Genomic DNA, 26,497 nt, shown 5'->3' with positions numbered 1-26,497 from the left:
GCGCGCCGGCGACCGCCTCAGCGATCGCGTTCGATCGCCAGCCGGCCCAGCGCCTGCAGCGCGTTCGCGCGCTCGCCGAACGGCTCCAGCGCATCGCGCATCGCCTGCGCGAGCTCGTCCAGGCGCGCGCGCGACGCCTCCACGCCGATCAACGCGGGGAAGGTCGATTTGTCCTGGGCGATGTCCTTGCCGGCGGTCTTGCCCAGGGTCTGGCTGTCGCCTTCGATATCGAGAATGTCGTCGCGCACCTGGAACGCCAGCCCGAGCGCGCGCGCGTAGCGATCCAGCGCGTCCAGCGCGGCGGTGTCGGCGCCGCCGCACAGCGCGCCCAGGCGCACCGAAGCGCGGATCAGCGCGCCGGTCTTGAGCGAATGCAGCCGTTCCAGCGCCGCCAGGTCCAGGCGCACGCCGGCGCCGGTGGCGTCGATGTCGAGCGCCTGGCCGCCGCACATGCCGGCCACGCCCGCGGCCTGGGCCAGGGTGCGCAGCAGATCGACCCGGATCGCGTCGGCGACCTGGGTGTCGGCGAGCACGCCGAAAGCCAGCGACTGCAACGCGTCGCCGGCGAGGATCGCGGTGGCTTCGTCGAAGGCCACGTGCACGGTCGGCTGGCCGCGGCGCAGCGCGTCGTCGTCCATCGCCGGCAGATCGTCGTGGACCAGCGAATAGGCGTGGATGAATTCGACCGCCGCCGCCGGCGCGTCGAGCACCAGCGGGGCGACTTCGAACAAGGCGCCGCTGGCGTAGACCAGCAGCGGCCGCATGCGCTTGCCGCCGAGCAGCACCGCATGGCCCATGGCCTGGTGCAGACGCCGCGGTTGCTCGTCGGTCGGAGGCAGGGCGCGTGCGAGTGCGGCGTCGGCGCGTTGGCGCCATTCGCTCAGGATGCCGTCGAGCATGGAGAAATCGGGCCTTGGTGAGCCGGTCGGAGCGGGAACGGCCATGATGTCAGCGGCCGGTCGCGGGCGTGTCAGGCATCGACTTCGCTGCCCGGCGGGCCGGCATTGCCGAAGGGCTCGGCGCTGGCCGGTTCCTGCGGATCGGTAAGCAGGCGCACGCGCAGTTCGGCTTGCTCCAGCGCGCTCTGGCAGCGGCGGTAGAGCCCGACCCCGCGTTCGTAGGCGGCGAGCGAGTCTTCCAGGCTCATTTCGCCGTGCTCCATTTTCTCGACCAGTTGTTCGAGCGCGTCCAGGGACTGCTCGAAATCTGCGACCGGCGAGGCGTCTGTGGTGGATTTACGGGCCATGTGAGAAGTGTGCGGCGGGGACGGGGCGGGGTCAATGCGCGTTCGCCGCGATGGCTGCGACAATCGGTCGCGGTCAGGTTCCAGGCCGTGGCCGCATTGCCGATCGCGGCGGCATTCGCAGCGCCACCGCGCTCAGCCGCTCCAGTGCAGTCGCGCCGCGCGTTCGCGCAGCCACGCATCCATCGACGCCGAATAGACCAGATCGCCGACCGCCAGCAGTTCGCCCTGCGGCGACGACAGCAACGGCAGGCGCGCGCGTTCCCACGGCGGCACGCCCAGTTCCTGCAACAGGTTCTTGAGCGCATGCCGATGGGCGCGGCCGGGCAGGGCGATGCGTTCGCCGCCGCGGCGCGCATGCGCCAGGCACGGACTGTCGAAGGCTTGCGCGTTTTCCAGCCGCCATTCGCCGCCGCAGGGCAGCCGCAGCGGCGCGCGGCCGTCCCAGGTTTGGTTCCAGTTCTCGGGCCAGGCCGGGCGCTGAGGTTGCGCGTGCAGCAGATCGCGCCAGGCGCGGATGCTTGTGCCTTGCCAGGCGAATTCGGCTTCGGCGTCGGCACGCGCGGGCAGCAGATCGGTTTCGATCCGCATTACGCCCTGCGCCGGCAGCGGCGGCAGCCCGAGCGTCGCGATCCAGCGCCGCAGCACCCGCGCGCGCCGCGCCGCGGGCAGGGCGAGCAAGGCCGAGCGCGACAAGGCCTGCGGGTCCAGGCTGCGCACCTGGGCCAGGGCTTGCGCGTCTTCACTGTGGAGCAAGCGCGCGGCTTCGCCGTTGAGCTGGGCCGATAGGGCGAAAGCGGCGTCGGCCCGCGGCCAGCGTTCGCGCAGCAGCGGCAATACGCGGTGGCGCAGGAAGTTGCGGTCGTAGCGGTGTTCCTGGTTGCTGGGGTCGTCGATCCAGCGCAGGCCGTGCGCTTGCGCGTAGGCCTGCAAGGCGTCGCGCGGCAACGCCAGCAGCGGCCGCCACAAGCGGCCGCGGCCGCAATCGCGCCAGGGCCGCATCGCCGCCAGACCGTCCGGGCCGGAGCCGCGCAGCAGGCGCAGCAACAAGGTTTCGGCCTGATCGTCGCGATGATGCGCCAGCGCCAGGACTTCGCCTTCGCCCAGTCCGGCCTCGAACGCGGCATGACGGGCGCGGCGCGCCGCGGCCTCCGGGCCGTCGCCGTCGTCGCGCGCAACCGATACCCGCGAAACGGTCAGTTCCAGGCCGTCGCGGCCGCAGATTTCCTGGCAATGCCGCGCCCAATCGTCGGCGTTCGGATGCAGGCCGTGATGGACATGCCAGGCGCGCACGCGCTGGCCGCGCGCACGCGCGTGCGCCGCCAGCGCATGCAGCAGCACGGTCGAATCCAGGCCGCCGCTGTAGGCCACGCACAGCGGCGCATCCGGCGCGTGAGCCAGGGCGAGGGCGATCGCATCGGCGTTTGATACGGACATGCGGGCATGGTGCCACGGTCGCGGGACGCAGCAACCCATGCGTGATGCTGCAACCGCGCGAGGCCGCCACTACCTTGGTTCGCAGTCATCCATGCAGAGATTCCCCCGTGTCCCGGCTTTTCGCTCCGCTTTCGCAACGATCCCTGAGCTTGCGCAACCGTCTGGTGGTTTCGCCCATGTGCCAGTACTCGGCGGCCGATGGCCTGCCGAACAACTGGCATCTGGTCCATCTGGGCAGCCGCGCGGTCGGCGGCGCGGGTCTGGTCATGACCGAAGCCAGCGCGGTGTCGCCGGAGGGGCGCATTTCCGCCGCAGATACCGGCTTATGGAACGGCGCGCAGGCCGAGGCCTGGCATCGCATTACCTGCTTCCTGCGCTCGCGCGAAGCGGTGGTCGGCGTGCAGCTCGGCCATGCCGGGCGCAAAGCCAGCGTCGAGCCGCCGTGGCTCGGCGGCAACGCGGTGTCGGTGGAGGAGGGCGGTTGGACCACGGTCGCGCCGTCGCCGCTGGCGTTCCGCGAAGGCGCGCCGGAACCGCGCGAATTGCAGCCGATCGAAATCCGCACCGTGATCGACGATTTCGCCGCCGCGGCGCAGCGCGCGCTGGACTCGTGCTTCCAACTGGTCGAGATCCACGGCGCGCACGGTTATCTGCTGCATCAGTTCCTGTCGCCGCTGTCGAACCAGCGCACCGATCGCTACGGCGGCAGTTTCGAAAACCGCACGCGCCTGTTGCGCGAGGTGCTGGCCGCGGTGCGCGAGGTGTGGCCCGAGCGCCTACCGCTGTGGCTGCGCATTTCCGCGACCGATTGGGCCGAGGGCGGTTGGGATATCGAACAGAGCGTGGAGCTGGCGCGGATCGTGAAAGACCTCGGCGTCGATCTGATCGACGTCTCCAGCGGCGGCCTGGTGCCGCATGCACGGATTCCGAACGAACCCGGTTATCAGGTGCCGTTCTCCGCGCGCATCCGCCGCGAAGCCGGCATCGCCACCGGCGCGGTCGGATTGATCACGCAGGCGCGGCAGGCCGAGAAGATCGTCGTAGACGGCGAAGCCGACGTGGTGCTGCTGGCGCGCGAGTTGTTGCGCGATCCGTACTTCCCGCATCGCGCGGCGCGCGAGCTGGGCGCGGCGACGCATGTGCCGGAGCAGTATCAGCGGGCTTGGGGCTGAGACCGCGGCTGTAACGAAAGCATCGGGCCTGAAGGCCCTCCCACAACAGCGGCCGACAGTACGAAGTCTTTTGTGGGAGGGCCTTCAGGCCCGATGCTTTCGGCTCAGTTCGCCGCGCCGCTCACGCCGCCTCGTACGCGCCGTACCCGCGCAAGCGCTCATAGCGCCGCTGCAGCAGTTCATCGGCCGGCACGTTTTCCAGCGCGTCGATCTCGTTGATCAACACCGCCTTCAAACGCGTGGCCATCTGCTTGGGATTGCGATGGGCGCCGCCGATGGGTTCGCGCACGATCTTGTCGATCAGGCCCAACTCGTGCAGGCGCTTGGCGGTCAGGCCGAGCTGTTCGGCCGCGTCCTTGGCTTTTTCCGCGGTCTTCCACAGGATCGAGGCGCAACCTTCGGGCGTGATCACCGAGTAGGTGCTGTATTCGAGCATCAGCGTGCGATCGCCGACGCCGATCGCCAGGGCGCCGCCGGAGCCGCCTTCGCCGATCACGGTGCAGATCACCGGAATCTTGAGTTCGGCCATTTCCAGCAGATTGCGCGCGATGGCTTCGGACTGGCCGCGCTCTTCGGCGTCGATGCCCGGCCAGGCGCCGGCAGTGTCGATGAAGGTCAGCAGCGGTAGCTTGAAGCGCTCGGCCAGCTTCATCAGGCGCAGCGCCTTGCGGTAGCCCTCCGGACGCGGCATGCCGAAGTTGCGCTTGATCTTGCTCTTGGTGTCGCGGCCCTTCTGGTGGCCGACGATAACCACGCTGCGCCCGGCGATGCGGCCCAGGCCGCCGACGATGGCGCTGTCGTTGGCGAAGGCGCGGTCGCCGGCCAGTTCCTGGAATTCGTCGCACATCACCCGGATGTAATCGAGCGTGTACGGCCGCGCCGGATGGCGGGCGAGTTGGGAAATCTGCCAGGACGACAGGTCGCGGAAGATCTGCGCCGTGCGCAGCCGCAGCTTGTCCTGCAGGGCATGGATTTCGGCGTCGATATCGACCGCCGGGCCGCTGCTGGCGTGTCGCAGTTCCTGGATTTTGGCTTCCAGGTCGGCGATGGGCTGCTCGAAGTCGAGGTAGTTCGGATTCATTCGGGGGCCGTGGGCCTTGGTCAAAGGACAGTCTAGCCCAGTGGGCCGGACCGTACCGAGACGGATGGGAGCGGGAGGCGAGGAAACAGTGGAGAGGAGTGAGGAACGAGTAGGAGCAGGCTTTTACTCACTCCTCACTCCTCTCCACTCTTTCCTGCTCCTAATTCGCCCAGGGCTTGGACAGGCTCAACTTGACCGCCGTCACGCCGGGCTGCGAGCGCAGGATGCCGACCAGATCGGCATCCACGCGCACCGATTGCGGGCCGTTGAGGTCGAGCATGCCGGCCGCGCCCTGGCGCAGCAGATCCAGGCGGATCGGGGTCGGGCCGGGGCGCTGCTTGGCTAGCAGCGCGTCCACGCGTTGCCAGGTGCCGGGCACGCGCAGGTCCAGACGCAGGGCCAGGCGCTGCGCGTGCTTGGCGCAGACCTGGGCGTAATCCCAGCAGCGCGCCGCGCGCAGGGCGAAGCCGCCGCTGAAGGCGTCCTCGCGCAGGCCGCCCTGGATCACCAGCAAGCGGTCGCGCGCCAGCATCGAGGCGAACTCGCTGTAGGTCTCGGAGAAGAACGCGCACTCCAGGCGGCCGCGGCCGTCCTCGATCTGCACGAACATCTGGCTGTCGCCCTTCTTGCGGAAGCCGACGACTTGCCCGGCGATGATGATGTCCAATTCCGGACGCCAGCCACTGCGCGCGCTTTCCGGGCGTTTTTCCCAGATCGTTTCCAGCTCGCCCAGGTCGTTGCCGACCAGGCTGCGCAACTCGTCGCGGTACGGATCGAAGGGATGGCCGCTGAGATAGTGGCCGAGGGTTTCGCGCTCGCCGTGCAGGATCTGGCTCAGCGGCCATTCGTTGGCTTCGGGCAGGTCCAGGTGCAATGCCGGCGTGGCGGCTTCGAAACCGCCGAACAGCGAGACCTGACCCGCGGCGCGTTCCTTGGCCAACTGGTCGGTGGCCTTGAGCACTTCCGGCAGCTGCAGCATCAAGCTGGCGCGGTTGCGGCCCAGGCCGTCGAGCGCGCCGGCATGGGCCAAGGCTTCCAGCGCGCGGCGATTGAGCTTGCCGGTGTCCACGCGCTTGCAGAAATCCAGCAGGTCGCAGAACGGGCCGGCGCGGCGCGCTTCCACGATCGCCTCGCACACGCCGCGGCCGACGCCCTTCACCGCGCCGATGCCGTAGCGGATCGTGGTGGCGTCGATCGCTTCGAACATATAGTCCGATTCGTTGACGTGCGGCGGCAGGACGGTGAGGCCCATGACCCGCGCTTCGTCGAGGAAGTTCACGACCTTTTCGGTGTTGTCCATGTCCGACGAACAGGTCGCGGACATGAATTCGGCCGGGTAGTGACGCTTCAGCCAGCCGGTCTGGTACGCGACCAGCGCATACGCGGCGGAGTGCGACTTGTTGAAGCCGTACTCGGCGAACTTCTCCATCAAGTCGAAGATCGGGCTGGCCTGCTTGGCCGGAATATTGCGCTCGGCGCAACCGGCTTCGAACTTGGCGCGCTCCTTCGCCATTTCCTCCGGTTTCTTCTTGCCCATCGCGCGGCGCAGCATGTCCGCGCCGCCGAGCGAGTAGCCGGCCAGGACCTGGGCGATCTGCATCACCTGTTCCTGGTAGACGATGACGCCGTAGGTCGGCCCCAGCACCGGTTCCAGGCTGTCGTGCGGATAGGTGACTTCGGCGTTGCCGTGCTTGCGATCGACCCAGTCCTTGTCCATCCCCGAGCCCAGCGGGCCGGGACGGAACAAGGCGGCCAGCGCGATGATGTCTTCGAAGGTGTCGGGCTTGGCGCGCTTGAGCAACTCGCGCATGCCGCGCGATTCGAACTGGAACACCGCGACGGTGTCGCCGCGGGCGAACAGCTCGTAGGTTTCCTTGTCGTCGAGCGGCAGCGCGGTGATGTCGAGGTGAGTGGGGCGGGACTCGGGACTCGGGACTCGGGACTCGCCGACGGCAACAGCGGGCTTTTCGAGTCCCGAGTCCCGAGTCCCGAGTCCCGCGGCTTGCTTCGCCAAGCGCTTGTTGATCGCCTTGACCGCCCAATCGATGATCGTGAGCGTGCGCAGGCCGAGGAAGTCGAACTTGACCAGGCCGACGGCTTCCACGTCGTCCTTGTCGAACTGGGTGACCGGGCTCTTGCCGCGGCCCTCGCCGTCGTGTTCGGCGAACAGCGGGCAGAAGTCCGACAGCGGGCTCGGCGCGATCACCACGCCGCCGGCGTGCTTGCCGGCGTTGCGGGTCAGGTCTTCGAGTTCGCGCGCCAGGTCCAGCAGATCGCGCACGTCGTCTTCGCTGCGATAGCGCGCGATCAGATCGGCCGAGGCCAGTTCCTGGTTCTTCGCCGCCGCTTCCGATTCGCCCAGCGCATCGTCGAGCGAAATGCCGAGCGTGTTCGGAATCAGCTTGGCGATGCCATCGACGAAGCCGTACGGATGGCCGAGCACGCGACCGGCGTCGCGCACCACCGCCTTCGCCGCCATGGTGCCGTAGGTGATGATCTGGCTGACGCGGTCGCGGCCGTACTTGCGCGCGACGTAGTCGATGACTTCGTCGCGGCGGTCCATGCAGAAGTCGATGTCGAAGTCGGGCATCGACACGCGTTCGGGATTGAGGAATCGCTCGAACAGCAAGTCGTAGGGCAGCGGATCGAGATCGGTGATGCCCAGCGCCCAGGCCACCAGCGAACCGGCGCCCGAACCGCGGCCCGGACCGACCGGGATGTCGTGGTCCTTGGCCCAGTTGATGAAGTCCGCGACGATCAGGAAGTAACCGGGGAACCCCATCTTGATGATGACGTCCAGCTCGATTTCCAGGCGCTCGTCGTAAATCTGCCGGGTCTTGCCCGGCGCGATCGGATTCTTCTCCAGGCGCTTGATCAGGCCTTCGCGCGATTGCGCGCGCAGCCAGGACTCGATGGTGTGATCGTCGGGTACCGGGAAATCCGGCAGCGCGTATTCGCCGAGTTTGAGTTCGACGTTGCAGCGTTTGGCCAGGGCCAGCGCGTTGTCGATCGCGTCGGGCACGTCGGCGAACAGTTCGCGCATTTCCTCGCTGGACTTGAGGAACTGCTCGGCGCTGTAGTCGCGCGGGCGCTTGGGATCGTCGAGCACGCGGCCGGAGGCGATGCACACGCGCGCTTCGTGCGCCTCATAGCCTTCCGCGTCGATGAAGCGCGCGTCGTTGCTGGCGATGACCGGCAGGCCGCGTTTGCTGGCGGCGTGCAGGGCGAAGGCGTTGAAGGCTTCCTCGCCGTCGCGCTGCGAGCGGGTCAGCTCCAGGTGCAGGCGATCGCCGAACACGCCCTGCCAATCGACCAGCCAGGCGTGGGCGAGTTCGTCGCGGTTGCTCGCGGCCAGGCGGCCGGCGAGGCTGTGGCGGCCGGCCAGCGCGAACAGGCCTTCGTTGTCCTCGCGCAGCCATTCCGGACGCAGCACCACGCCTTCGGTGCGGTGGCCTTCCATCCAGGCGCGGCTGAGCAGGCGCGACAGGCTCAGGTAGCCGCCGCGATCGCGGCACAGCAGGGTCAGGCGCGAAGCGGTTTCGTTGCCGTCGGCCAGATGCACGTCGGCGCCGATGATCGGCTTGATGCCGGCGCCTTCGCAGGCTTTGTAGAACTTCACAGCGGCGAACATGTTGTCGACGTCGGTCAGCGCGACGGCCGGCTGGCCGAGCGCGACGCAACGTTTGACCAGATCGCCGATGCGGATCGTCGAGTCGGCCAGCGAGTACTCGCTGTGCAAGTGGAGATGAACGAATGGAGCGGACATGCGTACCGGTTCTGCGGCCCTGCCGATGGAGACTCAAGCCGTAGGTCGGCTGGCGGCGTGCGAGCCGCCTTGCAGGGTATCAGCCCGGCGGCCGGGGGCAAGCCTTGACAGGATCGGATTGGGGGTTGCGGGGCGAATTGGGTGAATCGCGAAAACTGGCGAGTGGTGTTGTGGGGAGGCGGCGGGGCAAATCCCCCGCGCTTTGGGCTGTCGTGGGTTGATGTGGTCGCGCCGGGCGCTGGCCCCCTTTTTCAAAGGGGGCGAATCAACGTACTTGGTTCAGCCCATGCCTTGGCTGTTCCCCCCTTTGAAAAAGGGGGGCAGGGGGGATTTGCTTCACCCCCAACTCAAGCCACCCGAAACACCGCCTCCGGACTGCGCCCATCGGCGTAATGGCTATCGCTGACCCGAGCGTGATGCTGCAACAACGCCAACTCGGCCAAGCGATCGCGAACCCAGGCCGCGCGCTGCTGCGTCACATCGCCGTCCGGATGCTCGATCCGCCGGTACGCGCAGAAATCGCGGAAGTCCTCCGCCTCGGCCGCGAACGCCGGCCAGGTCAGCTCGATCAGCAGCACGTCGTCGAGCAGACCGAACAAGGGCTCGCGGTCGGGAATCAGGTCGTCGTCGCTGTCCACGTAGGCGAACAGCTGATCCAGGCGCCGGCGCATGGCCGGTTCGCAGTCCCAGCCGGGGTCGGCGACCATCGAACGCAGATCCTGCAGGCATTGCAGGCGCTCGTCGATCGCGCGCCGCGCTTCGCTGGCCGGCAGCGAGGCCAGCCAGCCGGCCAGGCGCTGCAGGCGGGTGGCGTCCACGCGCGCGGCGTCGGGATGCAGTTCGTGAACGAGCGCGTCGAAGGCGGCGATCGCGGCTGGGCGGATCGTCATCGCCGGCTCGTCGGGTTGAACGTAGTGAGGCAGCGCGCTTTCGCGTTCGAACGGAAACGGTTCGGGCGTGGGCGTGGGATGAGGCAGACGCATGGAACACCTCGCGTCCGGCCGGATCAGGCGGGGGCGGTGCGCGTCGCGGGCCGGTGGCGACGCGTAGCGGTTGCGGTCTATGAACGAACTTTGCGCCTGCGGCCAGTGTGAGCGCGCCGGTATGAAGTCGCTGTGACCTGTGGCACGGGTTACGCGTTCAGCCGACCGGGAACGGCGCGGCGGGGAACTTTTGCGTTGCGTACCGTGTTGCGGTCATGCGTATTGTCGTGTTCGCGGTGGAGGGGCGTGTTGCTCGTTTGCCGCGAAATCCTTCCAGATCGTCATTCCCGCGAACGCGGGAATCCAGCGACCTCAAACGTTCTCGCACGAAAGGCCCTGGATTCCCGCGTTCGCGGGAATGACGAGTGAAAAATTCGCGGGAACAAGAGGGAAAACCTCAGAACAAACTCAACGTCTCCAGCGCCATGCGCACCGGCGCGAAGCTGCGCCGATGCTGCGGGCAAGGCCCGTGCTGGTTCAGCGCGGCCAGGTGCGAAGGCGTGGAATAGCCCTTGTGCTGGTCGAAACCGTAATGCGGGAAGGTTTCGTGCAAGCTGCGCATCATCCGGTCGCGCGCCACCTTGGCCAGGATCGAGGCGGCCATGATCGACGGCTCCAGCGCGTCGCCGCCGATCAGCGCCTCGCCGCCGCAGGGCAGGCCCTTGGGCAGGTGATTGCCGTCCACGCGCACGAATTCCGCCTGCGGCGCCAGCGCCTGCACGGCGCGGCGCATGCCGAGCATGGTCGCCTGGAAAATGTTGACCCGGTCGATCTCCTCGACTTCGACGAACTCGATGCGCCAAGCCACGGCGCGCTCGACGATCAGCGCGTACAGCGCTTCGCGCTTGGGTTCGCTGAGTTTCTTCGAATCGTCCAGGCCGTCGATGCGGCGGCGCGGATTGAGGATCACCGCCGCCACCGACACCGGCCCGGCCAGCGGGCCGCGGCCGGCCTCGTCCACGCCGGCGATCAGGCGCGGCTTCGCGCGCGGCCGGGGCGGGGCGGGGGCGGGGGCGATCAGGCTGTCCACGGTGACGGCGTTCGGTGCGGGTTCGGCGCCAGTGTATGCCGCCGCGGGCGCGACGGCGGATTCACGGTCGCCACGGCCGGCTCAGGCCGCGGGCCTGGGTTCGGCGATCAACTCGGCGATCGCATCGGCCGCGCGCGCCGAGGCGTCGCGCTTGAGCTCCAGATGGATGCGCTGGAACTTGGGCAGCAGCGCCGCGCTCGCGGCCGGATCGCGCAGCCAGCGCAGCACCGCGCCGGCCAGGTTCTCCGGCGTGCAGTCGTGCTGCATCAGCTCGGGCACCACCACCTCGCCGGCCAGCACGTTGGGCAGGGCGTAGTGATCGACCTTGAGCATGCCCATGCGCTTGACCAGGGTGTAAGTCAGCGGCGCGATCTTGTAGCCGACCACCATCGGCCGCTTGGCCAGCATCGCTTCCAGCGTCGCCGTGCCCGAAGCGAGCAGCACCACGTTGCTGGCGACCATCACCGCGCGCGCGCCGCGGTCGACGACGCGCAGGGCGCGGCGCAGGCGCTCGCCGTCGGGATGGGCGGCGAGTACGCGCTCGAACGCCGCGCGCGCGCTGGCGTTGGCCATCGGCGCGACGATGTTGAGCTTGGGCTCGGCGCCGAGCAGGATCGAAGCGGCGGCGATAAAATCGCCGGCCAGGGTTTCGATTTCGCCCACGCGCGAGCCCGGCAGCATCGCCAGCACCGGCGCTTCGTCGTCCAGGCCCAGGTTCATCCGCGCTTCGTCGCGATCGGGATGGATCGGCATCTCGTCGGCCAGCGGATGGCCGACGAAACGCGCGTCCACGCCGTATTCGGCGTAGATCGGCGGTTCCATCGGGAACAGGCACAACACGCGATCGGCGCTGCGGCCGATCTTCTGCGCGCGCTTCCTGCGCCAGGCCCAGACCGAAGGGCTGACGTAGTGCACGGTGCGCACGCCGCGTTGCTTGAGCCAGCGCTCCACGCCGAGATTGAAGTCGGGCGCGTCGATGCCGATGAAGGCGTCGGGTTTCCAGTCGAGGATGCGCTGGCGCACGTCGCGGCGCAGGCGCAGCAGGCGCGGCAGGTGCTTGAGCACTTCGGCCAGGCCCATCACCGCAAGTTCAGTGGCGTCGAACCAGGTATCCATGCCGGCCGCGCGCATTTGTTCGCCGCCGATGCCGACGAATTCCGCGCCCGGATAGCGGCGCTTGAGTTCCTCGATCAGGCCCGCGCCGAGCAGGTCGCCGGAAGCTTCGCCGGCGATCAGGGCGAAGCGCGGCGGCGGCGGAGGCGCGGCGGGGAAGATTTCGTTTATCGCGGTGCTCGGGGAGGTCGTCGTCATTGGGCGTAGTGACGTTCCAATTCGTCCAGATACTGCGCGCGATCGAATACGAATCGCAACGGCGCGTCCGGCGCGAAGGCGCGGGCGTGCGGATGTTCGACAGCATACGCAGCGGGCATGATGCCGGCGTCGTCTTCGAACGCCACCTCACGCCACGCGACGTGATCGCCGTCGAATTCCAGCATGCAGGAAATCACGCCGCAATAGTCGCTGCCGCAGTGACAGCGGTACAGCACGTGGCGGCCGCTGCGATTGGATGCGGGCTCCAGGCCGAGAAACATCGCCCGGCCGTGCTGGCGCAGGGCCGGCGGATGGTCCAGGTCCAGGTCGCTGCCGCTGTTGCCCAGATGACGCTCGATGCCGAGCCAGTCGGCGAGCGAGCGCTCGTCGATGAAAATCTCCGCGACTTCGCTGCGATGGACCACGCCGCCGATTTCGTATTCGACGACGGCCGGTCCGATGCGCAACCGATGGACCGTCGTCATCGGGGCCGCTTCAGCGCAGCAGCGGCCGCTCGCCGTTGCCGATGAAATCCAGCAACGCGCGCACATCGGCGCTGGTCGCGGCCATGTCTTCGAGCTTGACCCGCGCTTCTTCCAGCGGCGCGCCGGACACGTACAAGGCGCGATACGCGCGCTTGATCGCGCCGATGCGCTCGGCGTCGAAGCCGCGGCGCTTGAGGCCTTCGCTGTTGATGCCGCGCGGGCGGCCGTAGCCGTCCTGGGCGACCATCACGAACGGCGGCACGTCGCCGTTGACCAGCGCGCCCATGCCGATGAAGGCGTGCGCGCCGATGCGGCAGAACTGATGGATGCCGGAGAAGCCGCTCATGATCACCTGGTCTTCGACGGTGACATGGCCGGCCAGCGTGGAGTTGTTCGAGAACACGCACAGGTTGCCGATCGCGCAGTCGTGGGCGACATGCGTGTAGGCCAGCAGCCAGTTGCCGTCGCCGATGCGGGTGATGCCGCCGCCGTTGCCGGTGCCGCGGTTGACGGTGACGAACTCGCGGAACACGTTGCCGTCGCCGATGTGCAACTGAGTGCGCTCGCCGGCGAATTTCTTGTCCTGCGGATCGCCGCCGATCGCGCACTGCGCGTAGAAGCGGTTGTCGCGGCCGATCGTGGTCGGGCCGTGGACCACGCAATGCGGTCCGAACACGGTGCCTTCGCCGACTTCGACCTCATCGCCGATGTAGGTGAACGCGCCGACCACGACGCCGTCGGCGAGTCTGGCGCCGGGCTCGACGTAAGCGCTGGGATGGACGGTCGCGCTCATCGGTTCAGTCCTTGGCCTCGGCGCACATGATGTCGGCGCAGGCGGCGATTTCGCCGTCCACGCGCGCAACGCCCGTGTACATGGCCATGTTGCGGATCATGCGCTTGAGGGTGACTTCCAGTTCCAGCTTGTCGCCCGGGGTGACCATGCGCGAGAAGCGCGCGCCGTCGATCTTGACCAGGTAGAAGGAACGGCCGGCGGCAACGCCGCCGTGCGATATCTGGGTCAGCAGGCCGCCGGCCTGGGCCAGCGCCTCGACCACCAGCACGCCGGGCATGACCGGGTTGCCGGGAAAGTGGCCGTTGAAGAAGGGCTCGTTGCAGCTCACGTTCTTGTAGGCGAGCACGCGCTTGTTGGGCTCGAGCTCCACCACCCGGTCGATCAGCAGAAACGGATAGCGGTGCGGCAACAGCTTCTGGATCGCCGGAATGTCGAGCGGGAGTTGCAGGGTCTGGCTCATCTTCGTGTTCGTCCTGTGTCCATCTGTGTCGCGCCGACGGCGGTCGCCTCCTGCGTTGCGATCCGCAGTCCGTCGCGGCCTATCGAGGGTGGCGCGTGTTCGCGTGTATTGTCCCGCAGTTTCCCGCGCGGGTGTGGCGCCACCGTATGGAAACGGCCGGGACCGGGCCCGGCCGCCGGCCGCTCAGGTCTCGTCGCCCCCGCGGCCGCGCGTGCGCCGCGCGATCGCGTCGAGCTGCTTGAAACGCGCGGCGTTCTTGCGCCAGCTGCGATTGTCCATCAGCGGGGTGCCCGAGGAGTACTCGCCCGGCTCGCGGATCGAGCTGGTGACCAGGCTCATCGCGGTGATGGTGACCTTGTCGCAGACCTCCAGGTGGCCGAGCACGCCGGCGCCGCCGCCGATCAGGCAGTAGCGGCCGATGCGGGCGCTGCCGGCGGCGGCCGAGCAGCCGGCCATGGCGCTGTGCGCGCCGATGTGGACGTTGTGGCCGATCTGGATCTGGTTATCCAGGCGCACGTCCTCTTCCAGCACGGTGTCCTCGATCGCGCCGCGGTCGATGCAGGTGTTGGCGCCGATCTCGCAATCGTCGCCGATCGACACCCCGCCCAGCTGCGGCACCTTGAGCCAGCGGCCGGCTTCCATCGCCAGGCCAAAGCCGTCCGCGCCGAGCACCGCGCCGGGATGGATCAGCACGCGCCGGCCCAGGCGCACGCGGGTCACCAGGGTCACGCGCGCGATCAGTTCGCAGCCTTCGCCGACCACGCAGTCCTCGCCGATCACGCAGCCCGGGCCGATCATCGCTCCGGCCTCGACGCGGCTGCGCGCGCCGATGCTGACGAACGGGCCGATGTGCGCATCGGCCGAGACCTGCGCGCTGGGATCGACGACGGCCAGGGCGTGGATGCCCGGCTCGCGCACCGGCTTGGGCTCGAACAGCGCCGACATCTTGGCGAAGGCGGAGTAGGGGTCGCGCGCGATCAAGGCGGTGCCGGCGTGCGCGGCGGCGTCGTCCTCGCGCATGACCACCACGCCCGCGTGGCTTTCGGCCAGTTGCGCGCGGTACTTGGGATTGGCGAGGAAGGCCAGTTGGCCGGGACCGGCCTTGGCGAGCGTGCCGACGCCGCTTACGCGGGCATCGGCATCGCCGTGCAGGCCGAGCGAGAAACGCTCGGCCAATTCGCGTGCGGTATAGGCGGGCGCGTCCACCGGGCCGTGCGGCTGGGCCGCCGCGCTCAGAACGTACCGCCGAAGGTGAACTGCAGACGCTCCAACTCGTCGCCGCGGTCCAACTGGGTCTTGCCGTCGGCGCTGTAGATCGGGCCCTTCTTCTTGAACGGGAACGCGTAGCTGATCGAGATCGGGCCCATCGGCGAGCGCCACATCATCGCGATACCGGCCGAAGCGCGCAGGTCGCCGGCGTCGAAGGCGTCGTAGTCCTTGTAGACGTTACCGAAGTCCAGGAACGCCGAAACGCGCGCCGCCGGAGTGTCGAGCAGGGTCGGGAAGTACATTTCCAGCGAGCCGGTGGTCTTGAACGAACCGCCCAACGGCTGGGTGTAGCTGCCCGCGACCGCGGCTTCGCGCGGGCCCAGGGTGTTGTCGGTGAAGCCGCGCACCGAGCGCACGCCGCCGGCGTAGAAGTTTTCGAAGAACGGCAGGCCGGTGGCGGTGATCCTTTCCGCCGGCAACGGGCCGTCCGGGCCGTCGCGATCGATGACGCGGCTGACGTCCTTGCCGTAGCTGTCGCCGTAGCCCAGTTCGGCGCGGGTGTTGAGCACCAGGTGGCGCGACAGCGGCCAGAACTTGGAGAAGCTGTAGTTGAGCTTGTAGTACTCGACGGTCGAGCCGGGCAGGGTCGCTTCCAGCCACAGGCGCTGCTGGGTGCCGGCGGTCGGCGTCAGCGCGTGGTTGAGGCTGTTGCGGCCCCAGCCGATCTGCGCGCGCCAGGCGTGGAAGGTGCGGTGACCCAGCGCGTCGAGGTAATCGACGATGCTCTTGGGCGTGTAGCCGTAGCCGGCGATGATTTCGTTGCTGTCGATGCCGATCAGGCCGGTGATCGAGTCGGTCTCGGTCAGCGGCACGCCCAGCACGACCTGCGCGGTGCCGTTGGTGGTCGAGTACTGCGCGGTGTTGAAGTCGGAGTAGTCCAGCTTGCGCCACGACAGGTTGTAGCCCAGCGACACGCCGTCGTCGGTGAAATACGGGTTGGTGTAGGAGAAGTCGAAGCGCTCCTGGTAGTAGCTGCGCTGCGCCTGCACCGACACGCGGTTGCCGCTGCCGAGGAAGTTGTTCTGCGACAGCTGCACCTGCGTGGTCAGCTTGCCCAGCTGCGAATAACCCAGGCCGAACACGAAGCTGCCCGAGGTGGTTTCCTTGAGGTTGTAGATCACATCGACCTGATCGCTGGTGCCGGGAACCGGCTTGCTCTCGACGTCGACGGTTTCGAAGTAACCCAGGCCCTGCAGGCGGATCTTGGAGCGGTCGATCGCGGCCTGCGAGTACCAGCTGCCTTCGAACTGGCGCATTTCGCGGCGCAGGACTTCATCGCCGGTGCGCGTGTTGCCCTTGAAGATGACCCGGCGCACGTTGACGCGCGGACCCGGCACCACCTGCATGTTGATGCCGACGGTCTTGTTCTCGCGATTGACGTCCGGGATCGGATTGACCTGGGCGAAGGCGTAGCCGACGTTGCCCAGCGAGGCGGTGATCGCCTCGGAGCTGATTTCCAGCAGGCGGCGCGAGAAGATCTGTTCGGGCTTGACGATGACCAGCTTCTCGACCTGCTCCTTGGGCAGGATCGTGTCGCCGGTGACCACCACGGTGGAGACCTTGTACTGCTCGCCTTCGCTCAGGCCGGCGCTCAGGAACATGTCCTGGCGGTCCTGGCTGATCGAGACCTGGGTCGAGTCGATGCTGAAATCGACGTAGCCGCGGTCCAGGTAATACGAGTTGAGCTTTTCCAGATCGCCCGACAGCTTTTCGCGCGAGTACTGGTCGTCGCGGCGGTACCAGCTGAGCCAGTTGTGCTCGCGCGATTCCCAGCCGTCGAGGATGTCCTTCTGCTCGAACTTGTCGTTGCCGATCAGGTTGATGTGGCGGATCTTGGCCGCCTTGCCTTCCTTGACGTTGATCGTGATATCGACGCGGTTGCGATCCAGGCGGGCGACGGTCGGGGTGATCTCGACGTTGTACTTGCCGCGGTTGTTGTACTGGCGCGCCAAGTCCTGCGTGACCTTGTCCAGCGCCAGGCGGTCGAAGGTTTCGCCTTCGGCCAGGCCGATTTCCTTCAGGCCCTTGAGCAGGTCCTCGGACTTGATGTCCTTGTTGCCGCTCAGAGTGAGCTTGTTGATGGCCGGACGCTCGGTCACGGTCACCACCAGGATGTTGTCCTGGCGGTCGAGCTGCACGTCTTCGAAGAAGCCGGTCTTGTACAGCGCGCGGATGGCTTCGCCGGCCTTGGCCGCGTCCATCGTGTCGCCGCGCTCGATCGGCAGGTAGGTGAAGACGGTGCCGGCCGAGATGCGCTGCAGGCCGTCGATGCGGATGTCGCCGACGGTGAACGAGCCCGGGCCGGGCGTGTTCGGGGTCGCGCCTTTGAGGGCGAACGGATCGGCGGACTGCGCCAACGCCGGAATCGCCGGGGCCGAGGTCATTGCCGTGGCAAGGGCGAGGGCGAGCAGGCGGCGATTAGGAATTCGCGTCATCATTACGTCCGTTGGGGGCTGGTCTGCCAGCGCTCGCGGAGCGGGCTGGCGGGGGTCAAGGCGGCAGGTTTCGGGCGGCTGGTTTGAAGCAGGCCAGGTGGAGCTAAAGCGTTCGATCGAGCGTCAGGCCGGCATCAGCGCACCAGGTTGTTCAAAATGTCGTTGTAGAACGCCAGGCCCATGAGGCTCGCGATCAACGCCAGGCCGACGAAATGCCCGGCCGCCATCACGCGCTCGCTGACCGGGCTGCCTTTGACAAGCTCGATAAGGTAATACAGCAGGTGTCCGCCGTCCAAGATCGGGATCGGCAGCAGGTTCAGGATTCCCAGGCTGAGCGACAGCATCGCCAGCAGTTGCAGATACCAGGCCGGGCCGTTGCTGGCGTAGGCGTTGGCGGCGCGGCCGATGGTCACCGGGCCGGCCACGGTGTTCTGCAGCGAGACCCGGCCGGTGAACGCGCGGCCGATCATGGCGAACAGCTCGCGGGCCTGATGCACGCTTTCGCTCAGCGCCGCCGGCAGCGCCTGGATCGGGCCGTAGCGCAGCACCGCGTCGCGGCGCGGCGGCTGCGGCGGCGCGGTCGCGACGCCCAGGCCCCAGAATTTCTCGCCGGTTTCGCGCTCCATGCGCTTGGGCGCGATCTCCAGCGCCAGCCGGTCGCCGTTGCGGACGACCTCGATCATGGCCGTGCCGCCGCGCTCGCCCAGGCGGGCCACCGCCGGCGGCAGGTCGTTCCAGCTCGGGATCGGCTCGCCGTCCAGGGCGGTGATGCGGTCGCCTTCGGCCAGCACGCCCCAGGCCGCGGTGCCCGGCTCGATCCGGCCGATCACCGGCGGCACCAGTTCATGGCGCCCGCCCAGGCCGATGACCTGGACCGCGCGGCGTTCGTCGAAGGCCGCCGGCAGGCGCGAAAGCCGCAGTTCGCGGTTCAGTTCGGTGCCGTTGTCGGTGCGCACCTTGACCTGCACGTCCTCGCGGTCCAGGGCGTAGGGAATCAGCGCCATCTGCACCTCGCTCCAGGTCGGAGTGGGGCGGTCGCCGATCTGCATCAGGGTGTCGCCGCGGCGCAGGCCGGACTCGGCGGCGATGCCGCTGGCGCTGCCGACCACCGGCGCGAAGTCCGGACGGCCGATCACGAACATGCCCCACAGGAACGCCACGCACAGGATCAGGTTGGCGACCGGGCCGGCGGCGACGATGGCGATGCGCTGCCACACCGGCTTGCGATTGAAGGCCTGCGGCGCCAGCGCCTCGGTGATTTCGTACTCGCGCTCGTCGAGCATCTTGACGTAGCCACCGAGCGGGATCATGCCGATCGCGTAGACGGTGCCGTCCTTGCCGGTGCGCTCGTACAGCGGTTTGCCGAAGCCCACCGAGAAGCGCAGCACCTTCACCCCGCAGCGGCGGGCGACCCAGAAATGGCCGAATTCGTGGAAGGTCACCAGCACGCCGATGCTGATGATGAGCCACCACAACGAGCCCAGGATTTCGCTCATGGCTGTATCAGGCTCTGTAGGCTTGGGCTGCGCGACCGATCGCCTGCTCGGCATGGCGTCGGGCCTGGGTATCGGCCTCGCGCAACGCCGCCAGCGAACTGGCCGGGGTGGGCGGGAGCGCGGCGAGAGTGTCCTCGACCAGCGCGGGTATGGCTAGGAAACCCACGCGCCGCTGAAGAAAGGCTGAAACGGCCACTTCGTTGGCGGCGTTGAGCACCGCCGGAGCGGTGCCGCCGGCGGCCAGAGCCTCGAAGGCCAGGCGCAGGCAGGGGAAGGCTTCCAGGTCGGGACGTTCGAAATCCAGGCGGCCGTGGGCCAGCAAGTCCAGTCCGGCCACCCCGGATTCGATCCGCTGCGGCCAGGAGAAGCCCACCGCCAGCGCGGTGCGCATGTCCGGCAGGCCCAGTTGGGCCAGGGTCGAGCCATCGACGAATTCGACCAGCGAATGCACCAGGCTTTGCGGATGCACCAGAACCTCGATGCGCTGGCCTTCCACGCCGAACAGGTGGTGGGCCTCGATGACTTCCAGGCCCTTGTTCATGAGCGTGGCCGAATCGACGGAGATCTTCGGGCCCATGGACCATTTCGGGTGGGCGACGGCCTGCTCGGGTGTGACCTGGGTCAGGTCCGAACGTGTACGGCCGCGGAACGGCCCGCCCGAGGCGGTCAGCAGAATCCGCTTCAAACCGGCGTGGGCGCGGGTATCGGCGCGTTCGCCGCCGGTCTGCGCGGTGGGCAGGCACTGGAAGATCGCGTTGTGCTCGCTGTCGATCGGCACGATGCAGGCGCCGGCCTCGTGCGCGGCCTGCATCAGCAGTTCGCCGGCCAGGACCAGGGATTCCTTGTTGGCCAGCAGCAGGCGCTTGCCGGCGCGGGCCGCGGCCAGGGTGGACGCCAGCCCGGCGGCGCCGACGATCGCGGCCACGACCGTGTCGCAGACCTCCGAGGACACCAGTTCGACCAATGCCTGGTCGCCGCAATGCGCCTGGGTGGCCAGGCCGCGTTCGCGCAGACCCTCGCGCAGGGCGGGGAAGCCGGCCTCGTCGGCGATGACCGCGTGTTCGGGGAGATGGCGCTCGCACAGCGCGAGCAGTGCATCGACCTTGCCGCCGGCGGCGAGCACCGTGGCGCGCAGGTTGTCGCCGTGGCGGGCGATCACGTCGAGCGCGGAGGTGCCGATCGAACCGGTGGCGCCGAGCACGGCGACCTTGTGGGCGGGGGCGCTCATGCGAAGGCTCCGCTCGCGCGGGGCGCGGCGATGTGCGGGGCAACAAGAGCGAATCCCCCCTGCCCCCCTTTTTCAAAGGGGGGAACGGCAACGGCCGACGCCGCGGTATCGCCGGCGCTATCGGCTGTTCCCCCCTTTGAAAAAGGGGGGCAGGGGGGATTTGCTTCAACCAGGCGGACCCGCGTACTCATCATCAGAATCCGAAAATCGCCTTGCCCAGCGCGAACACCGGCAACGCGGCGAGGACGCCGTCGATGCGGTCGAGAATGCCGCCGTGGCCGGGAATCAGATGGCCCGAATCCTTCACCCCGACATGGCGCTTGAGCAGGCTTTCGAACAGATCGCCTACCACCGAGAACAGCACCGCGACGAAGGACACCAGCGCCACCCACGGCAGTTGGTCGGTGGTCGCGCCGGCCAGCAGCGAGAAACCCACGCCGGCGGCGACGCCGGCGAACGCGCCGCCGATCAGGCCTTCGACGGTCTTGTTCGGGCTGACCCGCGGCGCCAGCTTGAGCATGCCGAACTTGCGCCCGGCGAAATACGCGCCCGAATCGGCCGCCCACACCACCGCCAAGGCGGTCAGCAGCCACCAATGGCCGTCGGGCAGCCCCCACAGGCCGATCGGGCCTTCGGCATGAATCCACACCAGCGCGGCCCAGGCCGGGATCACGCTCAGTGCGGCGGCGGCGAGCTTGAACATGCGCGCATAGGTGCGGTGATCGCTGGCGAAGTTGAAGCGCTGCAGCCACAGGAACGCCAGCAGCCACCAGATCACGCCGACCAGCGAGGCGATCTTGAACAACACCATCGGCGCCTGCGTCGCGCCGAGCCCGCCGGTGCGCGAGGCCCACACGATCGCCACCATCAGCGCCGCATGCACGACCAGCAGCACGGTGCGCGACAAGGTGTCGTCGATTTCGGCCAGATCGAACCACTCCCACAAGCCGATCAGGAAGATCACCGCGGCCAGCGCGGTGATCCACGGCGTGGACAGCAGCAAGATCGCCGAGATCGCGACAGGTGCCATGACCAGCGCGGCAAGCAGGCGGGTTCGGGTCATTCAACGATCTCGTTGGTCTGGGCCGCGACCTGCGCCCCGGTCAGGCCGAAGCGGCGTTCGCGGCTGGCGAAATCGTCCAGCGCGTTCTGCAGCAGGCCGGCGTCGACTTCCGGCCACAGCGCTTCGGTGAACCACAGTTCGGTATAGGCCAGCTGCCACAGCAGGAAATTGCTGATGCGGGTGTCGCCGCCGGTGCGGATGAAAAGATCCGGCGCCGGCAGGTCGGACAGCGACATGCGCGAGGCGAGCAGGGTTTCGTCGATATCGCTCGGGTCCAGGAGGCCGGCGGCCACGTCCTGGGCCAGCCCGCGCGCGGCCTGGGCGATGTCCCAGCGCCCGCCGTAGCTGGCGGCGATGCTCAGATGCAGGACGTCGTTGCCCTGGGTCTGGCGTTCGGCCGCGGCCATGCGTTCGCCGATCTTTGTTCCGAAACGGTCGCGTTCGCCGATGAAGCGCACGCGCACGCCGCGGCGGTCGAGCTCCTCGACCTCGCGTTCCAGCGCATTGAGGAACAGCTTCATCAACGCGCCGACCTCGTCCTCGGGCCGGCCCCAGTTTTCGCTGGAGAAAGCGAACAGGGTCAGCGCGCGGATGCCGCGGTTGATGCAGAAATCGATACAGACATTGACCGCGCGCGCGCCGGCGCGGTGGCCGATGATGCGCGGCCGGCGCCGGCGCTCGGCCCAGCGACCGTTGCCGTCCATGATGACGGCCAGATGGCGCGGGATGCGTGCGGGCGCGGCGTTGGCGGGCTCGGAAGGCATGGCGCCGATGATGTGGACCTCAGGCAACGGATGGGGCGATGGACGAGGGTGGAAGCCGCGGTGTCCATCGTGCGGCGCGGCGGTGTCGGCGAGTCGGCCGGGGACACTGCCCGTTGTGGACCTGCACGATACGCAGAAGTTCAGCGCGGCTGCGACGGGTGAACCGGTCGCCGGTCGCCGCGATGGTCTGCGTTCAGACCGCCATCAGTTCCTGTTCCTTGGCCTTGACCACGCCGTCCACGTCCTTGATCGCGTTGTCGGTGACCTTCTGGATATCGCCTTCGAAGCCGCGCAGCTCGTCCTCGGTGACCTTCTTGTCCTTGAGCAGCTCTTTGGCCTGATGGTTGGCGTCGCGGCGGATATTGCGGATCGCGACCTTGGCGTCCTCGCTCTGGCTGTGGACGACCTTGGTCAGTTCCTTGCGGCGTTCTTCGGTCAGCGCCGGCAGGTTGATGCGGATCACGGTGCCGGCGGTGTTGGGGGTCAGGCCCAGGTCGGAGGCGAGGATGGCCTTCTCGACCGCGCCGACGATCTGCCTTTCCCACGGGGTGATGGTGAGCGTGCGCGCATCGCTGACCTGGACGCTGGCGACTTGGCCCAGCGGCATCTCGGAGCCGTGGTAGTTGACCTTCAGATGATCGACCAGCGCAGTGGAGGCGCGCCCGGTGCGGATCTTGGTCAGATCGTGGCGAAAGGCTTCGACGCTCTTGGCCATGCGGTTCTGTGCGTCTTTCTTGATTTCATTGAGCATCGCCGGCTCCGTTCCAGTGGCGGTAATCGCGGGATTATATGGGCTCGGGCGGGTTTTGCGGACGACGACCGGCGCCCCGGACCCATCGCGACCGCCGCCGCGCGCGCGATCGCCGCTGTTTTGCGCGTGCCGCGGCGGGATCGAGCGAATCGACCGATGCCCGGGTTTGCGCTGGCATCGGTCACGTTTTGCGCGCGTTCGCGGCCGAATTCGCCGGCCGCGGATGGGCGGGGCGATCAGTGTCGCCGGTTTCGCTGCGTTGCAGCATGGCGACCCCGGCGCGCGGGTCAATGCCGGTGCGTGGCGCCGTGCGGGTGCGCCGGTGCGTCGGCCTTGTCGCCGTCGGTGCGGTCGGCGGCGCCGTGCCCGTGGGCGTGGTCGCCGTGATCGTGATCGTCGTGGCTGTGATCGCTGTGATCGCTGTGATCGCCGTGATCGTGAGCGTGGCGATGTCCGCCCGCATGCGCACGATCGCCGTGCGGCGCGCGATCGTGGCGGTCGTGCTCGCAGGCGCGGCCGTGCTCGACCTGCAGGGTCGGGTGATTGATGCCGAAGCGGCGGTCGAGTTCGCGATTGAGCCGATCGATGAACGCGTCGTGGTCGCTGTCGTCGGGCCGCACGATATGCGCGGTCATGGCGATCTCGCCGGCGCCCAGCGACCAGATGTGCAGATGATGGATCGCGATCACTCCGGGTTGCCCGCGCAGCAGCGCTTCGACTTCGCCGCGATCGACCCCGCGCGGCACCGCGTCCATCGCCGCGTTGAACGCCTCGCGCAGCAGCCCGAACGCGCCGACCGCGACCACCACGCCGATCAGCAGCGCGATCGCCGGGTCCAGCCATTCCCAGCCGGTCAGCCACATGCCGGCGCCGGCCAGTACCGCCGCCAGCGACACCGCGGCGTCGGCCATCAGGTGCAGGAACGCGCCGCGGCGGTTGAGATCGTGATCGTGACCGTCGCGCACCAGCCATGCGGCGCCCAGATTCACCGCGATGCCGAGCGCGGCGACGATGATCACCGGCAACGCGGGGATCTCCGGCGGCGCGCTGAAACGGCGGATCGCCTCCCAGCCCAGCGCGCCGGAGAAGCCGACCAGCAGCAGCGAGTTGGCCAGCGGCGAGAGCAAGGTCGCGCGGCGCCAGCCGTAGGTGTGCCGATCGGTCGGCGCGCGCTTGGCCAGCGCCGCCGCGCCCCAGGCCAGGCCCAGGCCGAGCACGTCGCCGAAGTTGTGCAGCGCGTCCGACAGCAGCGCCAGCGAATTGGTCATGAAGCCGTAGCCGGCTTCCAGCGCGGTGTAGGCGAGATTGATCAAGGTCACCGCAGCGAACGCGCGGGTGCCGCTGAGGCCGTGGTGATGACCGTGGTGGTTGTGCGAGTGCATGCGCACATGCTGTCACGGCCGCCGTCGTGAACACTATTACAGCGCCGCGGCGGCGGCGGTTAAGCGCGCCTCGCGTCGCAGATCGGGCTTTTCCTTCGGGGTTTGCGGATTGATCGATGCGGCGGCGCGGCGTTGGTACGGCATAACATTTCATTGCCGCGTCGCGCGGCGACAGGCGCATCGCGATGCGAGTCGCGCGAGCGCTTCGATCGCGTGGCATCGATGGCAACCCCGCGGCCGCGCAGCGTAGTCGAGATCGTTCGCGAGCGCCGTTCGGTGGCGCGAGTGCATTGCCGTGCGCGAACATCGCAAGCTGTCGCGATGCTGCCGTGGAATGCACCGCGCGAAGCGATGCCGCCTTCGCATCGGCGAGCCCGCCGTGAGGCGCCGCCCGCAAGCATCCGCACCGAGGCCGCCCGAGCCCCGGTCCACCATCGATAGCCGCCGTTCCTTAAACCTTTTCCGCCGCCCCGACATCGATACCTGTCTGCGCCTCTCGGGACCCGGCCTATGACTTCCTGCACGCTTGACTACGCCTGTAGTCACACGCACCCTTGGCTACAGCTGTAGTCAAGGAGCGGCCATGACCCAGAAATCCATCGGCGACCAGGAACTGGCGCTGCTGCAATACCTCTCCGAACAGGGCGAGGCCTCGGTCGGCGACGTCGCCGCCGGCTACGGCGAGCCGCGCGGGCTGGCGCGTTCGACCGTGCTGACCATGATGGAGCGCCTGCGCGCCAAGTCCTATCTGCGCCGGCGCAAGGCCGGCGGGGTGTACCGCTATTCCACCGCGACCGAACCCGACGACGTGATGCGCTCGGCCGTGGCCAAGTTCGTCGCCAACACGCTGCAAGGCTCGGTCTCGCCGTTCGTGGCCTGGATGTCGCAACGCGCGCAGGTCAGCGACGACGAACTGGCTGAACTGGAAAGCCTGGTCGCCGATCTGCAGTCGCGCCGCAAGGAGAACTGAGATGAGTCTGGACTGGATTGGCGAGACCCTGTTGCCGCGCCTGGTCGCGGCCGGATTGCAATCGGTGCTGGTGGTCGCGGCGGTGTGGGTGCTGTGCCGCTACCTGCGCCTGAGCGCGGCGATGCGCTGCTGGCTGTGGTGGTGCGCGGCGCTGCAACTGCTGCTCGGCGCGCTGTGGCCGACGCCGTTGAGCCTGCCGCTGTTACCGGCCTCGTGGAACGACGCGGCGCTCACGACGCAGCCCGCGCCGCCGTTGTCGTCGGCCGCGCAGCTGCCGTATTTCGTGACCCGCGCCGATCTCGCCGCGGGGCCGGCCGTCGGCGAACAGATGGCCGGCGCGGACTGGTTGTCGTGGCCGCTGGTGTTCGCCGCGCTGTGGCTGTCGGGTTTCGTCCTGGTCGGCATCGCCAGCGCGCGCGGCTATGCCGCCGCGCGCCGCCGCGTCGCCGACTCGCTGCCGTGCGAACAAGCGCAGGTGCTGCGGGCCTATCGCGCGCTCGGCGACAGCCTCGGCCTGCGCCGCCTGCCGCCGCTGCGCTTGTCGGCGCAGATCCATTCGCCGCAGCTGATCGGCCCGTGGCCGGCCGCCGTGCTGCTCCCCGGTGCGCGAGCGCAGCAGTTGAACAGCGAAGAGCTGTCGATGGCCCTGCATCACGAACTGGTCCACGTGCGCCGCCGCGATCTGTGGTGGGGCTGGGTGCCGGCGATGGTGCAGCACCTGTTCTTCTTTCATCCGCTCGCGCACGTCATCGCGCGCGAATACTCGATCGCGCGCGAAGCCGCCTGCGACGCCGCCGTGCTCGAAAGCCGGCGTTACGCGGCGCACGACTACGGCCGTCTGCTGCTGCGCCTGGGCGTCGCGCCGCGGCCCGCGGCCGGCGTGGCCAGCGCGTCGCCCACTTATGTCGTTCTGAAGAGGAGATTGACCATGTTGCAGAACGCGACTTCGTCCTCGCATATCGGAGGACTGGTCCTGACCGCCGCCGTGGTGCTGTTGGGGCTGGTGCCTTACCGCGTGACCGCCGCCGCCGGCGAGCGCGCGCCGAAAACCCAATCGCAGACCGTGTCGATCCATTCCGATTCGCGCGGCGGCGAAACCCGCATCACCGAACTCAAAGGCGGCGGCAAGCCGGAAACCTGGGCGGTGAAGGGCGGCGAGTACTACCGCGTCGGCGACGACGGCCGCTACGAAGCCGTGCGCGACCCGGCCACCCGCGCGCGCCTGCAACAGCGCATGGCCGATGCCAGGCAGGCCGGCATCGACGCCGAGCGCGCGACCCGCGAAGCCGCCAAGGCGATGCGCGAGGCCGAGCAGGCCGGACGCGAAGCCGAGCAGGCGGGCCGGGACGCCGAACGCGCGGGCCGCCAGGCCGAGCGC

22 protein-coding genes are annotated in these 26,497 nt (G+C 68.5%); 3 read left to right on the top strand and 19 right to left on the bottom strand.

Annotated elements, in window-relative coordinates:
• Positions 1-17 precede the first annotated feature (17 nt).
• The 3 genes from ispA to tilS all read right to left on the bottom strand — a co-directional run bounded on the left by ispA (position 18) and on the right by tilS (position 2,680).
• Positions 18-899, bottom strand: coding sequence for a (2E,6E)-farnesyl diphosphate synthase (gene ispA / locus J7J50_RS17155; RefSeq protein WP_215056016.1), 882 nt, complete (start codon positions 897-899; stop codon positions 18-20).
• 71 nt (positions 900-970) lie between these two features.
• Complete coding sequence (locus tag J7J50_RS17150) at positions 971-1,246, bottom strand: exodeoxyribonuclease VII small subunit (RefSeq protein ID WP_057943566.1); 276 nt, start codon at positions 1,244-1,246, stop codon at positions 971-973.
• A gap of 132 nt (positions 1,247-1,378) precedes the next feature.
• Entirely contained in the window at positions 1,379-2,680 is a 1,302-nt protein-coding gene (gene tilS / locus J7J50_RS17145) for a tRNA lysidine(34) synthetase TilS (RefSeq protein ID WP_215056015.1), read from the bottom strand.
• A 107-nt stretch (positions 2,681-2,787) separates the two neighbouring features.
• Between tilS and J7J50_RS17140 the strand changes: the two genes are divergently transcribed.
• Positions 2,788-3,852, top strand: a complete 1,065-nt coding sequence (locus tag J7J50_RS17140; protein ID WP_343222533.1) for an NADH:flavin oxidoreductase/NADH oxidase — start codon at positions 2,788-2,790, stop codon at positions 3,850-3,852.
• 121 nt (positions 3,853-3,973) lie between these two features.
• Here the strand turns inward: J7J50_RS17140 and J7J50_RS17135 are convergent, their stop codons facing one another.
• The 16 genes from J7J50_RS17135 to J7J50_RS17060 all read right to left on the bottom strand — a co-directional run bounded on the left by J7J50_RS17135 (position 3,974) and on the right by J7J50_RS17060 (position 24,149).
• Positions 3,974-4,933: an acetyl-CoA carboxylase carboxyltransferase subunit alpha gene (locus tag J7J50_RS17135; protein ID WP_215056014.1), complete on the bottom strand. Its 960-nt coding sequence runs from the start codon at positions 4,931-4,933 to the stop codon at positions 3,974-3,976.
• A 160-nt stretch (positions 4,934-5,093) separates the two neighbouring features.
• Positions 5,094-8,699, bottom strand: a complete 3,606-nt coding sequence (gene dnaE / locus J7J50_RS17130) for a DNA polymerase III subunit alpha (RefSeq protein WP_215056013.1) — start codon at positions 8,697-8,699, stop codon at positions 5,094-5,096.
• Between the two features lie 347 nt (positions 8,700-9,046).
• The gene (locus J7J50_RS17125; protein ID WP_215056012.1) at positions 9,047-9,682 is read right to left on the bottom strand and encodes a YkvA family protein; all 636 of its coding nucleotides are present in this window, start codon (positions 9,680-9,682) and stop codon (positions 9,047-9,049) included.
• A 397-nt stretch (positions 9,683-10,079) separates the two neighbouring features.
• A complete protein-coding gene (gene rnhB / locus J7J50_RS17120; RefSeq protein WP_215056011.1) occupies positions 10,080-10,712 on the bottom strand; it encodes a ribonuclease HII in 633 nt (210 codons plus the stop codon).
• Positions 10,713-10,793: 81 nt separating this feature from the next.
• Positions 10,794-12,023 carry a lipid-A-disaccharide synthase gene (gene lpxB, locus J7J50_RS17115; protein ID WP_215056010.1) on the bottom strand — a complete coding sequence of 410 codons (1,230 nt, stop codon included), beginning with the start codon at positions 12,021-12,023 and terminating at the stop codon, positions 10,794-10,796.
• On the bottom strand, positions 12,020-12,508 hold the full coding sequence (locus J7J50_RS17110) for a hypothetical protein (RefSeq protein ID WP_215056009.1): 489 nt from the start codon (positions 12,506-12,508) through the stop codon (positions 12,020-12,022). The genes lpxB and J7J50_RS17110 overlap by 4 nt, the downstream gene beginning before the upstream one ends.
• A gap of 10 nt (positions 12,509-12,518) precedes the next feature.
• Complete coding sequence (gene lpxA / locus J7J50_RS17105) at positions 12,519-13,301, bottom strand: acyl-ACP--UDP-N-acetylglucosamine O-acyltransferase (protein WP_215056008.1); 783 nt, start codon at positions 13,299-13,301, stop codon at positions 12,519-12,521.
• Positions 13,302-13,305: 4 nt separating this feature from the next.
• The gene (gene fabZ / locus J7J50_RS17100; protein WP_057943556.1) at positions 13,306-13,761 is read right to left on the bottom strand and encodes a 3-hydroxyacyl-ACP dehydratase FabZ; all 456 of its coding nucleotides are present in this window, start codon (positions 13,759-13,761) and stop codon (positions 13,306-13,308) included.
• 183 nt (positions 13,762-13,944) lie between these two features.
• Positions 13,945-14,967, bottom strand: coding sequence for a UDP-3-O-(3-hydroxymyristoyl)glucosamine N-acyltransferase (lpxD, locus tag J7J50_RS17095; protein WP_215056007.1), 1,023 nt, complete (start codon positions 14,965-14,967; stop codon positions 13,945-13,947).
• Between the two features lie 26 nt (positions 14,968-14,993).
• Positions 14,994-17,465 (bottom strand): outer membrane protein assembly factor BamA, encoded by a 2,472-nt coding sequence (bamA, locus tag J7J50_RS17090; RefSeq protein ID WP_215056006.1) that lies wholly within the window; start codon positions 17,463-17,465, stop codon positions 14,994-14,996.
• Between the two features lie 134 nt (positions 17,466-17,599).
• Positions 17,600-18,961 carry an RIP metalloprotease RseP gene (rseP, locus tag J7J50_RS17085; protein ID WP_215056005.1) on the bottom strand — a complete coding sequence of 454 codons (1,362 nt, stop codon included), beginning with the start codon at positions 18,959-18,961 and terminating at the stop codon, positions 17,600-17,602.
• Positions 18,962-18,968: 7 nt separating this feature from the next.
• Positions 18,969-20,189, bottom strand: coding sequence for a 1-deoxy-D-xylulose-5-phosphate reductoisomerase (locus J7J50_RS17080; protein ID WP_215056004.1), 1,221 nt, complete (start codon positions 20,187-20,189; stop codon positions 18,969-18,971).
• A 193-nt stretch (positions 20,190-20,382) separates the two neighbouring features.
• Entirely contained in the window at positions 20,383-21,252 is an 870-nt protein-coding gene (locus J7J50_RS17075) for a phosphatidate cytidylyltransferase (RefSeq protein WP_215056003.1), read from the bottom strand.
• Entirely contained in the window at positions 21,249-22,016 is a 768-nt protein-coding gene (gene uppS, locus J7J50_RS17070; RefSeq protein WP_215056002.1) for a polyprenyl diphosphate synthase, read from the bottom strand. The genes J7J50_RS17075 and uppS overlap by 4 nt, the downstream gene beginning before the upstream one ends.
• 193 nt (positions 22,017-22,209) lie before the next feature.
• Positions 22,210-22,767 (bottom strand): ribosome recycling factor, encoded by a 558-nt coding sequence (gene frr, locus J7J50_RS17065; protein WP_215056001.1) that lies wholly within the window; start codon positions 22,765-22,767, stop codon positions 22,210-22,212.
• Between the two features lie 287 nt (positions 22,768-23,054).
• The gene (locus tag J7J50_RS17060; RefSeq protein WP_215056000.1) at positions 23,055-24,149 is read right to left on the bottom strand and encodes a cation diffusion facilitator family transporter; all 1,095 of its coding nucleotides are present in this window, start codon (positions 24,147-24,149) and stop codon (positions 23,055-23,057) included.
• A gap of 583 nt (positions 24,150-24,732) precedes the next feature.
• Here J7J50_RS17060 and J7J50_RS17055 point away from each other — a divergent pair.
• Together J7J50_RS17055 and J7J50_RS17050 are read left to right on the top strand one after the other, a co-directional pair.
• A complete protein-coding gene (locus tag J7J50_RS17055) occupies positions 24,733-25,119 on the top strand; it encodes a BlaI/MecI/CopY family transcriptional regulator (protein WP_215055999.1) in 387 nt (128 codons plus the stop codon).
• Between the two features lies 1 nt (position 25,120).
• Positions 25,121-26,497: M56 family metallopeptidase (locus J7J50_RS17050; RefSeq protein WP_215097519.1), on the top strand; the 1,377-nt coding region annotated here is incomplete at its 3' end.

Origin of the sequence: Lysobacter sp. ISL-50 (assembly GCF_018612875.1) — a bacterium.
Classification (GTDB): domain Bacteria; phylum Pseudomonadota; class Gammaproteobacteria; order Xanthomonadales; family Xanthomonadaceae; genus Lysobacter.
Note: the sequence above shows the minus strand (reverse complement) of the source record. Positions and strands in the feature narration are given on the sequence as shown.